At 73.4% G+C, this 12,978-nt stretch carries 14 protein-coding genes; 8 read left to right on the forward strand and 6 right to left on the reverse strand.

Translation table 11 applies throughout. The annotated features are described in order from the left end of the window. Positions 1-28: 28 nt before the first annotated feature. Positions 29-844, forward strand: coding sequence for a serine hydrolase domain-containing protein (locus FM076_RS10175; RefSeq protein WP_173869622.1), 816 nt, complete (start codon positions 29-31; stop codon positions 842-844). A 39-nt stretch (positions 845-883) separates the two neighbouring features. Here FM076_RS10175 and FM076_RS10180 read toward each other — a convergent pair whose 3' ends face one another. Next, on the reverse strand, positions 884-1,561 hold the full coding sequence (locus FM076_RS10180; protein ID WP_173869624.1) for a pirin family protein: 678 nt from the start codon (positions 1,559-1,561) through the stop codon (positions 884-886). A gap of 91 nt (positions 1,562-1,652) precedes the next feature. On the opposite strand from FM076_RS10180, the gene FM076_RS10185 reads away from it, so the two are divergent. From FM076_RS10185 to FM076_RS10205, 5 genes are all read left to right on the forward strand, one after another. Then, positions 1,653-2,837, forward strand: coding sequence for a helix-turn-helix domain-containing protein (locus FM076_RS10185; RefSeq protein WP_173869626.1), 1,185 nt, complete (start codon positions 1,653-1,655; stop codon positions 2,835-2,837). Positions 2,838-2,937: 100 nt separating this feature from the next. Continuing rightward, on the forward strand, positions 2,938-3,885 hold the full coding sequence (locus FM076_RS10190) for an acyltransferase domain-containing protein (protein WP_173869628.1): 948 nt from the start codon (positions 2,938-2,940) through the stop codon (positions 3,883-3,885). Between the two features lie 22 nt (positions 3,886-3,907). Beyond that, positions 3,908-4,942 (forward strand): ketoacyl-ACP synthase III, encoded by a 1,035-nt coding sequence (locus FM076_RS10195; RefSeq protein ID WP_173869631.1) that lies wholly within the window; start codon positions 3,908-3,910, stop codon positions 4,940-4,942. Positions 4,943-5,012: 70 nt separating this feature from the next. Next, positions 5,013-5,261 carry an acyl carrier protein gene (locus tag FM076_RS10200; RefSeq protein WP_173869633.1) on the forward strand — a complete coding sequence of 83 codons (249 nt, stop codon included), beginning with the start codon at positions 5,013-5,015 and terminating at the stop codon, positions 5,259-5,261. 74 nt (positions 5,262-5,335) lie between these two features. Next, a complete protein-coding gene (locus tag FM076_RS10205) occupies positions 5,336-6,601 on the forward strand; it encodes a beta-ketoacyl-ACP synthase II (RefSeq protein ID WP_173869634.1) in 1,266 nt (421 codons plus the stop codon). Positions 6,602-6,740: 139 nt separating this feature from the next. On the opposite strand, the gene FM076_RS10210 is transcribed toward FM076_RS10205, so the two are convergent. Then, entirely contained in the window at positions 6,741-7,658 is a 918-nt protein-coding gene (locus FM076_RS10210; RefSeq protein WP_173869636.1) for an NAD(P)-dependent oxidoreductase, read from the reverse strand. A 68-nt stretch (positions 7,659-7,726) separates the two neighbouring features. After that, entirely contained in the window at positions 7,727-8,221 is a 495-nt protein-coding gene (locus FM076_RS10215) for a DUF3145 family protein (RefSeq protein ID WP_173869638.1), read from the reverse strand. Between the two features lie 306 nt (positions 8,222-8,527). Between FM076_RS10215 and FM076_RS10220 the strand changes: the two genes are divergently transcribed. Further along, positions 8,528-9,496, forward strand: a complete 969-nt coding sequence (locus FM076_RS10220; RefSeq protein ID WP_173869639.1) for an SGNH/GDSL hydrolase family protein — start codon at positions 8,528-8,530, stop codon at positions 9,494-9,496. Between the two features lie 87 nt (positions 9,497-9,583). Here FM076_RS10220 and FM076_RS10225 read toward each other — a convergent pair whose 3' ends face one another. Together FM076_RS10225 and FM076_RS10230 are read right to left on the reverse strand one after the other, a co-directional pair. Next, positions 9,584-10,012 (reverse strand): organic hydroperoxide resistance protein, encoded by a 429-nt coding sequence (locus tag FM076_RS10225; protein WP_173869640.1) that lies wholly within the window; start codon positions 10,010-10,012, stop codon positions 9,584-9,586. Positions 10,013-10,132: 120 nt separating this feature from the next. Continuing rightward, positions 10,133-11,182, reverse strand: a complete 1,050-nt coding sequence (locus FM076_RS10230; protein WP_173869641.1) for a zinc-binding dehydrogenase — start codon at positions 11,180-11,182, stop codon at positions 10,133-10,135. A gap of 87 nt (positions 11,183-11,269) precedes the next feature. On the opposite strand from FM076_RS10230, the gene FM076_RS10235 reads away from it, so the two are divergent. Next, on the forward strand, positions 11,270-11,725 hold the full coding sequence (locus tag FM076_RS10235) for a MarR family winged helix-turn-helix transcriptional regulator (protein WP_173869643.1): 456 nt from the start codon (positions 11,270-11,272) through the stop codon (positions 11,723-11,725). A gap of 18 nt (positions 11,726-11,743) precedes the next feature. Here the strand turns inward: FM076_RS10235 and FM076_RS10240 are convergent, their stop codons facing one another. After that, positions 11,744-12,967 (reverse strand): helix-turn-helix domain-containing protein, encoded by a 1,224-nt coding sequence (locus FM076_RS10240; RefSeq protein ID WP_173869645.1) that lies wholly within the window; start codon positions 12,965-12,967, stop codon positions 11,744-11,746. Positions 12,968-12,978: the final 11 nt, after the last annotated feature.

Raw genomic sequence — 12,978 nt, forward strand, 5'->3', positions numbered from 1 at the left:
TGGGAGAGCGGCCGTTAGGCTCGACGTCATGGACAGCCTGCGGATGATCGAGACCTGGCCGGTGCCGACAGCGGCGGCGGCCGTCGTACGCGCGGACGGCACCGTGGCCGGGGCGCACGGCCCGGCCGCACAGCGCTTCGCGCTGGCCTCCGTCACCAAGCTGCTGACCGCGTACGCCGCGCTGATGGCGCTGGAGGAGGGCGCCGTCGAGCTGGACGAGCCCGCCGGACCCGAGGGCTCGACGGTGCGGCACCTGCTGGCGCACACCTCCGGGCTCGCCTTCGACGAGCAGCGGGCGATGGCCGCGCCCGGCACCCGGCGGATCTACTCCAACGCGGGGTTCGAGACGCTGGCCGACCACCTGGCCGAGGCGACCGGGATGCCCCTCGCGCAGTATCTGCGCGAGGGCGTGCTCGATCCGCTGGGAATGGCGTCCACCCAGCTGGCCGGCTCGGCCGCCAAGGACGCCGTCTCCACCTGCGAGGACCTGATGCGGTTCGCCGCCGAACTGCAGTCCCCCACCCTGCTGCACCCCTCGACGGTGCGGGAGGCCACCTCGGTGGTCTTCCCCGGCCTGACCGGGGTGCTGCCCGGGTACGGGCACCAGAAGCCGAACGACTGGGGGCTGGGCTTCGAGATCCGCGGTGGCAAGTCCCCGCACTGGACGGGTGCCTCCTCCTCGCCGCGCACGTTCGGCCACTTCGGGCAGTCGGGGACGTTCCTGTGGGTCGACCCGGAGGCGGGGGCCGCCTGCGTGGCGCTCACCGACCGCGCCTTCGGGCAGTGGGCGATCGAGGCGTGGACCCCGTTCACGGACGCGGTGCTGGCCGACCTGCGGGGCTGACCCCGCCCCCCGCCCCGACGGCGGCCGGGCCCGGCCGCGTCAGCCGTAGGCGGGCTCGGCGTGCATCTCCCACATCAGCAGCTCGGCACCGTCCTGGGCGGCGCTCAGCACCAGGCCGGAGGTGTCGGTCAGGCGTGCCGCGTCGCCCTCGCCCAGTGCCGTGCCCTCCAGCAGCACCCGGCCGCGCACCACGTGGAGGTAGACGAAGGCCGCGTCGGGCACGGCGACGCGCTCCTCGCCGGCCGGCCGCCTCACGTGCAGTACCGCCTCGGTGCCTGGCAGCGCGAAAGGGGTGCGCTCGGCGATGCCGCGCACCACCTCGTAGGAGGGCTCGGTGCCGAACGCGCCGGGGACCAGCCACATCTGGACGAAGCGCAGCTCTCCCGTGCCCGCGTTGCGTTCGCTGTGCCGCACGCCGCTGCCCGCGCCGAGCCGCTGCACGTCCCCGGCGCGCACCACCGTCTCGTGCCCGGCCGAGTCCCGGTGCGCCAGCTCGCCCTCGATCACCCAGGTGACGATCTCGACGTCCCGGTGCGGGTGCTCCGCGAACCCGGCGCCGGGCGCCAGCCGCTCCTCGTTGCAGGCCACCAGCAGTCCGAAGCCGACGTTGTCGGGGTCGTAGAAGCCGGAGAACGAGAAGGCGTGCCGGGTCTCGATCCCGGCCTCCGCGTCGCCGCCCCGGTACCGGTCCCCGGCCCGCCACACCACCTGTGCCATGCGCTCCACGGTAGTCCCGGCCGCGCCCCCTCCGCCGTCCGCGGTCCGCCCCCGCGCCCGCCTGCCGAGTCCGGTAAGGCAGGCTTGTTCCGTGCCCCACGCCACAGACCCACCCCAGCACCCCCATCTGGCCACCCTGCGCCGGCTGGAGCAGTCCTCCGGGAAGCTCGCCGCCGCGGCGATCGCGCGCATGGACGAGCAGCTTCCCTGGTACCGCGCCATGCCGCCGGAGAACCGGTCGTGGATCGGCCTGGTCGCGCAGGCGGGCATCGCGGCCTTCACCGAGTGGTTCCGGCACCCGGAGACCACGCAGGCCATCAGCACCGACGTCTTCGGCACGGCGCCGCGCGAACTGACCCGCGCCATCACCCTGCGGCAGACCGTGGAGATGGTGCGCACCACGATCGAGGTCGTCGAGGCCGCCATCGACGAGGTGGCCGCGCCCGGCGACGAGGCGGTGCTGCGCGAGGCGCTGCTGGTGTACGCGCGGGAGATCGCCTTCGCCACCGCGCAGGTGTACGCGCAGGCCGCCGAGGCGCGCGGCGCCTGGGACGCGCGGCTGGAGTCGCTGGTGGTCAACGCGGTGCTCTCCGGGGAGGCCGACGAGGGCGCCGTCTCCCGGGCCGCCGCGCTGGGCTGGAACTCCCCCGAGCACGTGGCCGTCGTGCTGGGCACCGCGCCCGACGGCGACAGCGAACTGACCGTCGAGGCGATCCGGCGCGCCTCCCGGCAGGCCAAGCTCCAGGTCCTCACCGGGGTGCTCGGCAGTCGGCTGGTGGTGATCGCGGGCGGCTCCGACGACCCGCTCAGGGCCGCCAAGTCGCTCATCGGCCCGTTCGCCGCGGGCCCCGTGGTGGCCGGGCCGGTGGTGGGCGACCTGCTGGCGGCGACCCGCTCGGCGCAGGCGGCGATGGCCGGGCTCAAGGCGTGCGCGGCCTGGCCCGACGCCCCCCGTCCGGTGCTCGCCGACGATCTGCTGCCGGAGCGCGCGATGGCCGGTGACCCGGTGGCGCGGAAGCTGCTGGTGGAGGAGATCTACAGACCGCTCGAGGAGGCCGGATCGGCGCTGCTGGAGACGCTCAGCGTCTATCTGGAGCAGGCGAGTAGCCTGGAGGGGGCCGCGCGGATGCTGTTCGTGCACCCCAACACCGTCCGCTACCGGCTGCGACGTGTGACGGACGTCACCGGCTGGTCCCCGTCCGATGTGCGCTCCGCCTTCACGCTGCGTGTCGCGCTGATCCTGGGGCGTCTCGCCGACGCGGGCGGTCAGCCGTAAGCTGACGGGCGTCTTTTGTGGGGGAGCCACAATTCCCCTCCCCGTTCTTCGTCTCGGTCCCCACCGGCCGAGACCACTGTCCACAGGAGAGAGTGAAAGGGTGCTCGTACTCGTCGCTCCCGGCCAGGGTTCCCAGAAGCCCGGCCTGCTGACCCCCTGGCTGGAACTCCCCGGCGTCGCCGACCGGCTCGCCCAGTGGTCCGCCGCCATCGACCTCGACCTGGTGCACTACGGAACCGAGGCCGACGCCGACGCGATCCGTGACACGGCCGTGGCCCAGCCCCTGCTGGTCGCCACCAGCCTGCTGTCCGCCTTCGAACTGCTGGAGGGCGAGCCCTCCCAGGACGCGCCGGGCAAGGCCGCCCAGGTCGCCGCCTTCGCCGGGCACAGCGTGGGCGAGCTGACCGCCGCCGCGCTGACCGGTGTGCTCACCCCGCTGGAGGCGCTGCGCGTCGTGCGGGCCCGCGGCAAGGCGATGGCCGAGGCCGCCGCCGTCACCGAGACCGGCATGTCGGCCGTGCTGGGCGGCGAGCCCGAGGCGGTCACCGCGCACCTGGCCAAGCTCGGCCTGACGCCGGCCAACATGAACGGCGCCGGCCAGATCGTGGCCGCCGGCACCACCGAGCAGCTGGCGGCGCTGGCCGCGGACAAGCCGGAGAAGGCACGGGTCCTGCCGCTGAAGGTGGCCGGCGCCTTCCACACCGACCACATGGCCCCCGCCCTGCCCGCCATGGAGGCGGCCGTACGGGACGTCACGCCGGGTACCCCGCTCACCCGCTACCTGTCCAACTATGACGGGCAGGTCGTCGACTCCGGTGCCGAGGTCGTCCGCCGTCTGGTGCGGCAGATCTCCGCCCCGGTGCGCTGGGACCTGTGCATGGACACCTTCCAGGAGCTGGGCGTCACCGCCCTCATCGAGCTGTGCCCCGGCGGCACCCTGACCGGGCTGGCCAAGCGCGCCCTGCCCCAGGTGGAGCGGCTGGCGCTCACGTCGCCCGACGACCTCACCGCGGCCCGGGAGCTGTTCGCCGCGCACACATCCGCCTGACCTCCAAGGAGTCCCGAGAAGCATGACCGCGAAGATCAAGCCCGCGCAGGGCTCCCCGTACGCGCGGATTCTCGGCGTCGGCGGATACCGCCCGACCCGGGTGGTGCCGAACGAGGAGATCCTCAAGCACATCGACTCCTCCGACGAGTGGATCCGCTCCCGTTCGGGCATCGCCACCCGGCACTGGGCGGGCCCCGAGGAGACGGTCGCGGAGATGACCCTGGAGGCGGCGGGCAAGGCCGTCGCGAATGCCGGGATCGCCGCTTCCCAGGTGGACGCCGTCATCATCTCCACCGTCTCGCACTTCAAGCAGACCCCGGCCATCGCCACCGAGATCGCCGACCGGATGGGCGCGGGCAAGGCCGCGGCGTTCGACATCAACGCGGGCTGCGCGGGCTTCGGCTACGGCCTCACCCTCGCCAAGGGCCTGATCGTCGAGGGCAGCGCGCGGTACGTGCTGGTGGTCGGCGCCGAGCGGCTGTCCGACCTGACGGACCTGACGGACCGCTCCACGGCGTTCCTGTTCGGCGACGGAGCCGGTGCCGTCATCGTCGGCCCCTCCGACGAGCCGGGCATCGGGCCCTCGGTGTGGGGCTCGGAGGGCGACAAGCGGGACGTCATCACGCAGACGGTGCCCTGGAGCGGCTACCGGGTGGGCGACGTGTCCCAGCTGCCGCTCGGCGAGGACGGTTCGCTGAAGTTCCCGGCGCTGCGCCAGGAGGGCCAGACGGTCTTCCGCTGGGCGGTCTTCGAGATGGCGAAGGTCGCGCAGCAGGCGCTGGACGCCGCCGGGGTCGCGGCCGAGGACCTGGACGTCTTCATCCCCCACCAGGCGAACATGCGGATCATCGACTCGATGGTCAAAACCCTCAAGCTGCCCGAGCACGTCACGGTCGCCCGCGACGTGGAGACCACGGGCAACACCTCGGCTGCCTCCATCCCCCTGGCGATGGAGCGGCTGCTGGCGACGGGGAAGGCGAAGAGCGGGGACACCGCTCTGGTCATCGGCTTCGGGGCGGGTCTCGTCTACGCCGCCACGGTCGTTACCCTCCCCTAGTCACAATCGAGCAGCCCCGTACGACAGGGTCGGGCGCTGCGGACTCACCGCACAACGAAGGAGCGCCGCCATGGCCGCCACGCAGGAAGAGATCGTCTCGGGCCTCGCCGAGATCGTGAACGAGATCGCCGGTATCCCGACCGAGGACGTCAAGCCGGAGAAGTCCTTCACGGACGACCTGGACGTGGACTCGCTCTCGATGGTCGAGGTCGTCGTCGCCGCCGAGGAGAAGTTCGGCGTCAAGATCCCGGACGACGACGTCAAGAACCTCAAGACCGTCGGTGACGCGACCGACTACATCCTCAAGCACCAGAGCTGACACAACCGTTGACGCGTTTGTCGCCACCCGGCCGGGTGGCTCGAACGAGTCCCCCTACCGTGGAGAGAAATCCAGTGAACGCGACCAATGACACCGTGGTCGTCACCGGTATCGGCGCAACCACACCGCTGGGTGGCGACAGCGCATCGACCTGGGATGGGCTCGTGGCGGGGCGCTCCGGCGTCGTCGCACTCGAGGAGGAGTGGGCCGAGGGCCTGCCGGTGCGGATCGCGGCGCGCGCCGCCGTCGAGCCGGGCGAGAGCATCCCCCGCCCCCAGGCCCGCAGGCTGGACCGCTCGGCCCAGTTCGCGCTGATCGCCGCCCGTGAGGCGTGGGCCGACGCGGGCTTCAGCGCCCGCGCCGGTGAGGACCCGACGGTGGCCCCGGACCGGCTGGGCGCCGTGGTGGCCTCCGGCATCGGCGGGGTCACGACCCTGCTGGAGCAGTACGACGTGCTGCGTGAGAAGGGTGTCCGTCGCGTCTCGCCGCACACGGTGCCGATGCTGATGCCCAACAGTCCGTCCGCCAACGTCGGCCTGGAGGTCAACGCGCGGGCCGGTGTGCACACCCCGGTCAGCGCCTGCGCCTCCGGCTCGGAGGCGGTGGGCTACGCGATCGAGATGATCCGCACCGGACGCGCCGACATCGTCGTCGCGGGCGGCACCGAGGCGGCCCTGCACCCCCTGCCGGTGGCCGCTTTCGCCAACATGATGGCGATGTCCAAGAACAACGAGGACCCGCAGGGCGCCTCCCGCCCCTTCGATGTGGACCGCAACGGGTTCGTGCTGGGCGAGGGCTCCGGTGTGATCGTCCTGGAGTCGGCCGAGCACGCCCGCCGCCGGGGTGCCCGCGTCTACGCCGAGGCGGTGGGCCAGGGCATCTCCGCCGACAGCCACGACATCGTGCAGCCCGAGCCCTCGGGCAACGGCATCGCGCACGCGCTGCAGAACCTGATGGCGCGGAACGACCTGGACCCGGCCGAGATCGTGCACATCAACGCGCACGCGACCTCCACGCCGCAGGGCGACCTGGCGGAACTGAAGGCGATGCGCAAGGTCTTCGGCGACGACATGGACCATATGGGGATCTCGGCGACCAAGTCGATGACCGGCCATCTGCTGGGCGGCGCCGGTGGTGTCGAGACGGTGGCCACGCTGCTGGCGCTGCACCACCGCACGGCTCCGCCGACGATCAACATCCACAACCTGGACCCGGAGGCCGACGGCGACATCGTGCGCGACACGGCGCGCGCCCTGCCGGCCGAGGGCCGGATCGCCGCGTTGAACAACTCCTTCGGCTTCGGCGGCCACAACGTGGTGCTGGCCTTCCGCACGGTCTGAGCCCGCCCGGCCGCGTGCCGGGCGCGGTCCGGCCCGGTCCGCTCCTGGGTAAGGGGCGTCCTCCCTTGGAGGGCGCCCCTTACCCGTGCGTCCGCCCGGTCGCTGTCCGGCTCTTACCGTGGGGTCCGGCGGCCCGGCGTCAGGAGGCGCCGCGGGCGTCGCCCCGGCCGTAGTCACTGGCGTCGAAACCGGCGAAGAACGAGGCCGCCGCGTCGTCCCCGCCGTGCCCCTGCGCCTCGGCACGCCGCAGCCGCTCGGCGACCGCCGGGGTGGCGTCCAGCCGGACCCCCGCCGCCTGGGCGGCCCGCGCGATGAGTTCGGCGTCCTTGCGGGCGCCGGAGAGCGGGAAGCTCGCCTCACGGGCGCCCTGGAGGATCAGCCCGGCCTTCGCCTGGAGGTAGGGGCTGTCCAGGGGGCCGCCCGCCACGGCGCCGAGGAAGTCGTCGGGCGCCACGCCGAGCCCCTCGGCCAGTGCGAGGGTCTCCGCCGTGCCGTTGACGAGGGTGAGCACCCAGTTGTTGACCACCAGCTTCAGGCGGCTGGCGGCGCCGGGCTCCTCGCCCAGCCACAGGGTCCTGCTGCCGACTGCGTCCAGCACGGGGGCGAGCCGGGGCCGCACCGACGAGGGGCCGGCGGCCAGTACGGTCAGCTCCCCCGCCTCGGCGGGTGCCCTGGTGCCCAGTACCGGCGCGTCGACCAGGCGCAGCCCGCGCTCCTGGGCGAACCCGGCCAGCGGGACCAGCCCGTCGGGGCCGACCGTGCTGGACTGCATCCACACCGTGCCGCCGGCCAGCCCGGGCGCGGCGGCGCGCATGGCCGCGAGCACGGCGGGTCCGTCGTACAGGACGGTCAGGACGGCGTCGGCGCCGCGCACCGCGTCGGCGGCCTCGTCCGCGACGGTGACGCCGTCGGCGGCCAGCGGTTCGGCCCGGCTCCGGGTGCGGTTCCAGGCGCGGACGTCCAGTCCGGCGGCGGCGAGGTTGCGGGCCATCGCGGCGCCCATCGTGCCGGTGCCGAGCACCGCCACGGAGCCCAGGGGGGCGGTTTCGTCAGACATGCGGGAACGGTAGGGGTTCGAGTGCGCTCCAAGGCAAGCGGCACGCGCGGGCCGGGGCGCCCGGCGGGTCAGACGACCTGGTGCAGCCAGCGGACCGGGGCGCCCTCACCGGCGTAGCGGAACGGTTCCAGTTCGTCGTCCCAGGGCTTGCCGAGCAGCTTGGCGATCTCGGCCTCCAGCTCGCTCTCGCCGCGCCCGGCGCGGGCGACGGCGGCCCGCAGCCGGTCCTCGGGGATGAGGATGTCGCCGTGCATACCGGTGACGGCGTGGAAGATGCCGAGGTCGGGGGTGGAGCTGTAGCGCTCGCCCTCCGCCGTGGGGCACGGCTCGGCCGTCACCTCGAAGCGGAGCAGGTGCCAGCCGCGCAGCGCGGAGGCGAGTTTGGAGGCGGTGCCCGGATCGCCCTGCCAGGAGAACTCGGCACGCCAGGTGCCGGGCGAGGCGGGCTGTCTGATCCAGTCGAGGTTGACGCGGGCACCCAGCACGCCCGCGACGGCCCACTCGACGTGGGGGCACAGGGCGCGGGGCGCCGAGTGGACGTACAGAACTCCACGTGTCGTCACCGGGACCTCCAGTGCGCTCCGAGGGTCGCCACCGGGCGGCCTCGATCACCTATCGGTCACGCGCCGGAAAAGCGCCTGACAATGTGCACCACCGGTCACTTCCCTACCAGCTCCCGAGGTTACGAATAGTAAACACCACCGCGCCCAATTCTCCCCGAAAGGGACAGGATGTGACGCGAGGTAATATTTACCAGTCGCCGTGCCCGCGGGCGCTCCGGCTCCGCCGGCCACGGCACAAGCTACCGCGCGGGCGGCACACGGTGGGTGACGTACCGTCGGGAGGGCACCAGCGAAACAGGGGGTCGGATGCCGGTCAGCCATGAGGCGCAGAACACACGTCCACAGCCCCCCGGTCCGTCCCGGCGTCCCCGCGCCCGCACCGTCGCCATCTGCGCTTTCGTGTTCGCCGTCGTGACCGGGCTGGTGCTCGCCGTGACCCTCGGGGGGTGGCCGAACGGGGGCGACGGGCCGGGTGAGCAGCGCGCCGACGGCTCCTCGCGCCCCCACAAGAAGCCCGCGCCGCGCCGCGTCTGGGACCGTACGCCGGAGTCGCTGGCCGCCGTGGGCGACTCGATCACGCGGGGGTTCGACGCCTGTTCGCTGCTGGCCGACTGCACCCGTGTCTCCTGGGCCACCGGAACGGCGGACAGCGTCAACAGCCTCGCCCGGCGCCTGGTGAGCGACCCCGCGGGCAAGAGCTGGAACTACGCGGTCAGCGGCGCCGTCATGGGCGACCTGCCGGCGCAGATGCGCAAGGCCGCCGCCCGGAAGCCCGACATGGTGACCGTCATGAGCGGCGCCAACGACGCCTGCCGGCCCAGCGTCGCGCGGATGACGCCCGTGGCCGGGTTCCGCGCCGGCTTCCGGGAGGCGCTGCACACCCTGCGCTCCCGGGCGCCCCGGACCCAGGTCTACGTCTCCAGCGTGCCGAACCTCCAGCGGCTGTGGCAGCAGGGCCGGAAGAGCCCGTTCGGGCAGCAGGTGTGGAAGCTGGGCATCTGCCAGTCGATGCTCAAGAACCCCCGGTCCACGGCCCCCGCCGACCAGGAGCGGCGCCGGCAGGTCCAGGAGCGCGTCGTGGCCTACAACACCGTCCTCCGGCAGGAGTGCGCCAAGGACCTGCGCTGCCGGTACGACAACGGCGCGGTCTTCAACTACCGCTTCACCGCGGCGGAGCTGAGCAACTGGGACTGGTTCCACCCCAGCCAGGAGGGCCAGCGCAGCCTCGCCCGGCTCGCCTACGCCCGGATCACCGCCGAGCGCCCCGCCGGATAGCCCGGCGGGGCGCCGTTCAGCGGACCGGTTCCGGCCCGGTGCCGCCCACGCTGCGGCACCCCGGCCCGGAACCGGACGAGCCGGCCGTCAGACGACCTGGAGGGTCACCTCGATGTTGCCGCGGGTGGCGTTGGAGTACGGGCAGACCTGGTGGGCCTTCTCCAGCAGGTCCTTGGCCGTGGCCGCGTCCACGTTCGGGATGGTGGCCTTCAGCGCGACGGTGAGACCGAAGCCGCCCTCCGGGGTGTTGCCGATGCCGACCTCGGCGGTGACGGTCGAGCCGGATATGTCGGCGCCCTCCTTGCGGGCCACGACACCGAGCGCGCCCTGGAAGCAGGCGCTGTAGCCGGCCGCGAAGAGCTGCTCGGGGTTGGTGCCCGCGCCGCTGCCGCCCATCGCCCTGGGCGGGTTGACGACGACGTCGAGCTGGCCGTCGTCGCTGGCCACGCGGCCGTCACGGCCGTTCTCCGCGGTGGCGACGGCGGTGTACTTGACGTCGATGGGCTGGATTGCCATGTGGGGTACCTCCTGTTGATGGCACACCGGGGGAATCGCGCCCGTGTTCCCGTCGGTGCGGTGACCAGCGTATGCGCCCTGCGGGTCCGGTGGGCCGGGAGCCCCGGCCGGTACCGGTGGTCAGGCGCCGAGGGTGACGATCATCTTGCCGACGTTCTCGCCACGGAGCAGGCCCAGGAAGGCGTCCAGGGTGTTCTCGACGCCCTCCACCACCGTCTCCCGGTACTTCAGCTCTCCGGAGCGGACCCAGGCGGAGACCTCCTCCACGAACTGCGGCCGCATGTCCACGTGGTCCATCACCAGCAGCCCCTCCATGCGGAAGCGCTTGGCGATGATCTGCGCCAGGTTGCGCGGGGCCGGGGTCGGCTCGGTGGCGTTGTACTGGGAGATCATTCCGCACACGGCGATCCGGCCGTGGAGGTTCATCGCGGAGATGGCCGCCTCGAGGTGCTCCCCGCCGACGTTGTCGAAGTAGACGTCGATGCCGTCCGGGGCCGCCTCCTTGAGCTGCTCGGCCACCGGGCCGTTCTTGTAGTTGAACGCCGCGTCGAAGCCGTACTCCTTCGTCAGCAGCTCGACCTTCTCGTCGGAGCCCGCGGAGCCGATGACCCGCGAGGCGCCCTTGAGCCGGGCGATCTGGCCGACCTCGCTGCCGACCGCGCCGGCCGCGCCGGAGACGAAGACGGCGTCGCCCGGCTGGAAGCCGGCCACGCGCACCAGGCCCGCGTAGGCGGTCAGGCCCGGCATGCCCAGGACGCCGAGGTAGGTGGACAGGGGGGCCGCGTCGGGGTCGACCTTGGCGGCGCGCTCGGCCGGGAGCGTGGCGTACTCCCGCCAGCCGAGGTCGTGCAGCACGTGGTCACCGGGGGCGAAGCCCTCGGCACGGGAGGCGACGACGACGCCGACAGCGCCGCCGTACATCGGCTCGTTCAGCTTGTACGGCTCGACGTAGGACTTGGCGCTGCTCATCCTGCCGCGCATGTACGGGTCGACGGACAGGTGGATGTTGCGCACCAGGAGCTGACCGTCGGCGGGGGCCGTGACGGGCTCCTCGCGCAGGGCGAAGTCGTCCGGCGTCGGCCAGCCCTGCGGGCGCGCCGTCAGGTGCCAGGCGCGGCCCGTCTCGGGGATCTCCGCGGTGCCGGGGCGGGGGGACTCGGATGAGGTCACGGTGACGCCTTCCTGGTTGTTTCACTTACTGAAACAACCATGCATCTGAATATTTCATGTTGTCAAGCATTGCGCTAAGCTGGTCGTATGGCAGCAGACAGTCGTACCCCCGACGCGCTCACCATCGAGGTCGCCGAACTGATAGGCACGGTGGTGGCGCGCTACCACCAGGAGTACGAACTGGCCGCGGCCGCGCACGCGCTGACCGGCGCCCAGGCCCGGGTGCTCACCCTGCTGGCGCGCCGGCCCACCCCCATGCGGCAGCTCGCACGGCACCTGAAGTGCGAGCCCTCGAACGTGACGGGCATCGTGGACCGGCTGGAGTCGCGCGGCCTCGCCGAGCGGCGGCCCGACCCCGCCGACCGCCGGGTCAAGGTCGCCGCCGCCACCGACGAGGGCCGCGCCACCGCCGCCCGGCTGCGCGGCCACCTCGACTTCGCGGGCGAACCCCTCCAGGGGCTCACCCCGGCCGAGCGCACCCTCCTGCGCGACCTGCTGCGGCGCATGCTGGGCGAGTCCCCCGACGCCGCCGGGGACGGCTGACCGGGCCCGGACGCCGGATCAGGCCGGCCCCAGCTCACCGCGCAGCCGCATGGTGCGCAGGACGAGTTCCAGCTCGAAGCGGCTGTCGGGGTCGTCGATGCCGGAGCCCCACAGCTCGCGGATCTGCCGCAGGCGGTAGCGGACGGTCTGGGGGTGGACGCCCAGCCGCGCCGCCACCTCCGGGGCACCGCCGCGGGTCTCCAGCCAGGCGAGCAGGGTCTCGGCCAGCCGGCGGCTGTGGGCCGGGCCGCAGGCGTCCAGGGGCGCCAGCCGGCGGCGCGCCAGCCCGGCGATCAGTTCCTCGGGCGGCAGCAGGACGAGCGCCTCGGTGTGCTCGGTGCACGAGAGCAGCTCACCGCCCGGCAGCAGGCCGCGCTCCATCAGGGTGACGGCGGTCCGCGCCCAGCGCAGCGACTTGACGGCGTCGGCCAGCGGGACGGGCGGGCCCAGGGCGCCGGCCCAGCCCGCGGTGGAGCGGCGCAGCAGCTCCGTCCTGCCGGGGGCCTCCGGCTCGGGCACGACCATGCGGGGCTGCTCGCACTCCATGTCGAGCAGCACCTCGTCGCCCACGGCGGGCGGGACGGCCGAGCGGGCCGGGCGGACCAGGACGGCGACGGCGACGGTGCGCGGCACCCGCCAGCCGATCCGCGCGGCGCGGTCGGCCAGCAGGTCGGCGCGGTCCCCTCCGCGCGGCGGGTGCTCGGACAGCAGCAGGTCCAGCAGTCTGCGCTGGAGGCGCAGCCGCTCGCCGGCCTGCCGCGCCGCCGCCTCCGCGTAGCCGCGCACCGACTCGGCGACCAGCCCGTCGAGGTACTGGAAGCCGGACTCGGCCAGCTCGTACATGGCGGGCGGCGGGATCTCCATCTGGGTGCCGATCTCGGCGAACCGGCGCCAGGCCAGCCGGATGCCGAGCCGGTAGACGGCCTGGAGCGAGTCGAGGCTGCGCCCCTGGAGGACCTCGCCCCGGCCGAACTCCTGGAAGACCTGCGGCGGCACGTGGGGGGCCTCCAGGCCGGTGGCCAGGTTCTCCACGAAGTGCTCCAGCGCGCGGCGGATGCCGATGAGGGCCATCGGCTCGCCCGACTCGTCCAGCACCAGGGGCAGCCCGGGGTACTCGCGCCGGATGGCGGAGAGGATGTCCTGCGCCAGGACGGGCACCTCCTCCCTCGCCCGCCCGGCGAACTGCCGCACGCGCAGCGGCGGGACGTCCTGCCAGGCCGAGCGGGCCGCGGCGGCCGGCACGGGTCAGTTCC

This window comes from Streptomyces albus subsp. chlorinus, from assembly GCF_013302895.1.
GTDB classification, from domain to species: domain Bacteria; phylum Actinomycetota; class Actinomycetes; order Streptomycetales; family Streptomycetaceae; genus Streptomyces; species Streptomyces chlorinus.

Excerpts from the sequence above, each read along its gene's own strand:
- FM076_RS10175 (WP_173869622.1), top strand. The coding sequence starts at position 29 with ATGGACAGCCTGCGGATGATCGAGACCTGGCCGGTGCCGACAGCGGCG.
- FM076_RS10180 (WP_173869624.1), bottom strand. The coding sequence starts at position 1,561 with ATGGCACAGGTGGTGTGGCGGGCCGGGGACCGGTACCGGGGCGGCGAC.
- FM076_RS10195 (WP_173869631.1), top strand. The coding sequence starts at position 3,908 with ATGACCGCGAAGATCAAGCCCGCGCAGGGCTCCCCGTACGCGCGGATT.
- FM076_RS10200 (WP_173869633.1), top strand. The coding sequence starts at position 5,013 with ATGGCCGCCACGCAGGAAGAGATCGTCTCGGGCCTCGCCGAGATCGTG.
- FM076_RS10210 (WP_173869636.1), bottom strand. The coding sequence starts at position 7,658 with ATGTCTGACGAAACCGCCCCCCTGGGCTCCGTGGCGGTGCTCGGCACC.
- FM076_RS10220 (WP_173869639.1), top strand. The coding sequence starts at position 8,528 with ATGCCGGTCAGCCATGAGGCGCAGAACACACGTCCACAGCCCCCCGGT.
- FM076_RS10225 (WP_173869640.1), bottom strand. The coding sequence starts at position 10,012 with ATGGCAATCCAGCCCATCGACGTCAAGTACACCGCCGTCGCCACCGCG.
- FM076_RS10235 (WP_173869643.1), top strand. The coding sequence starts at position 11,270 with ATGGCAGCAGACAGTCGTACCCCCGACGCGCTCACCATCGAGGTCGCC.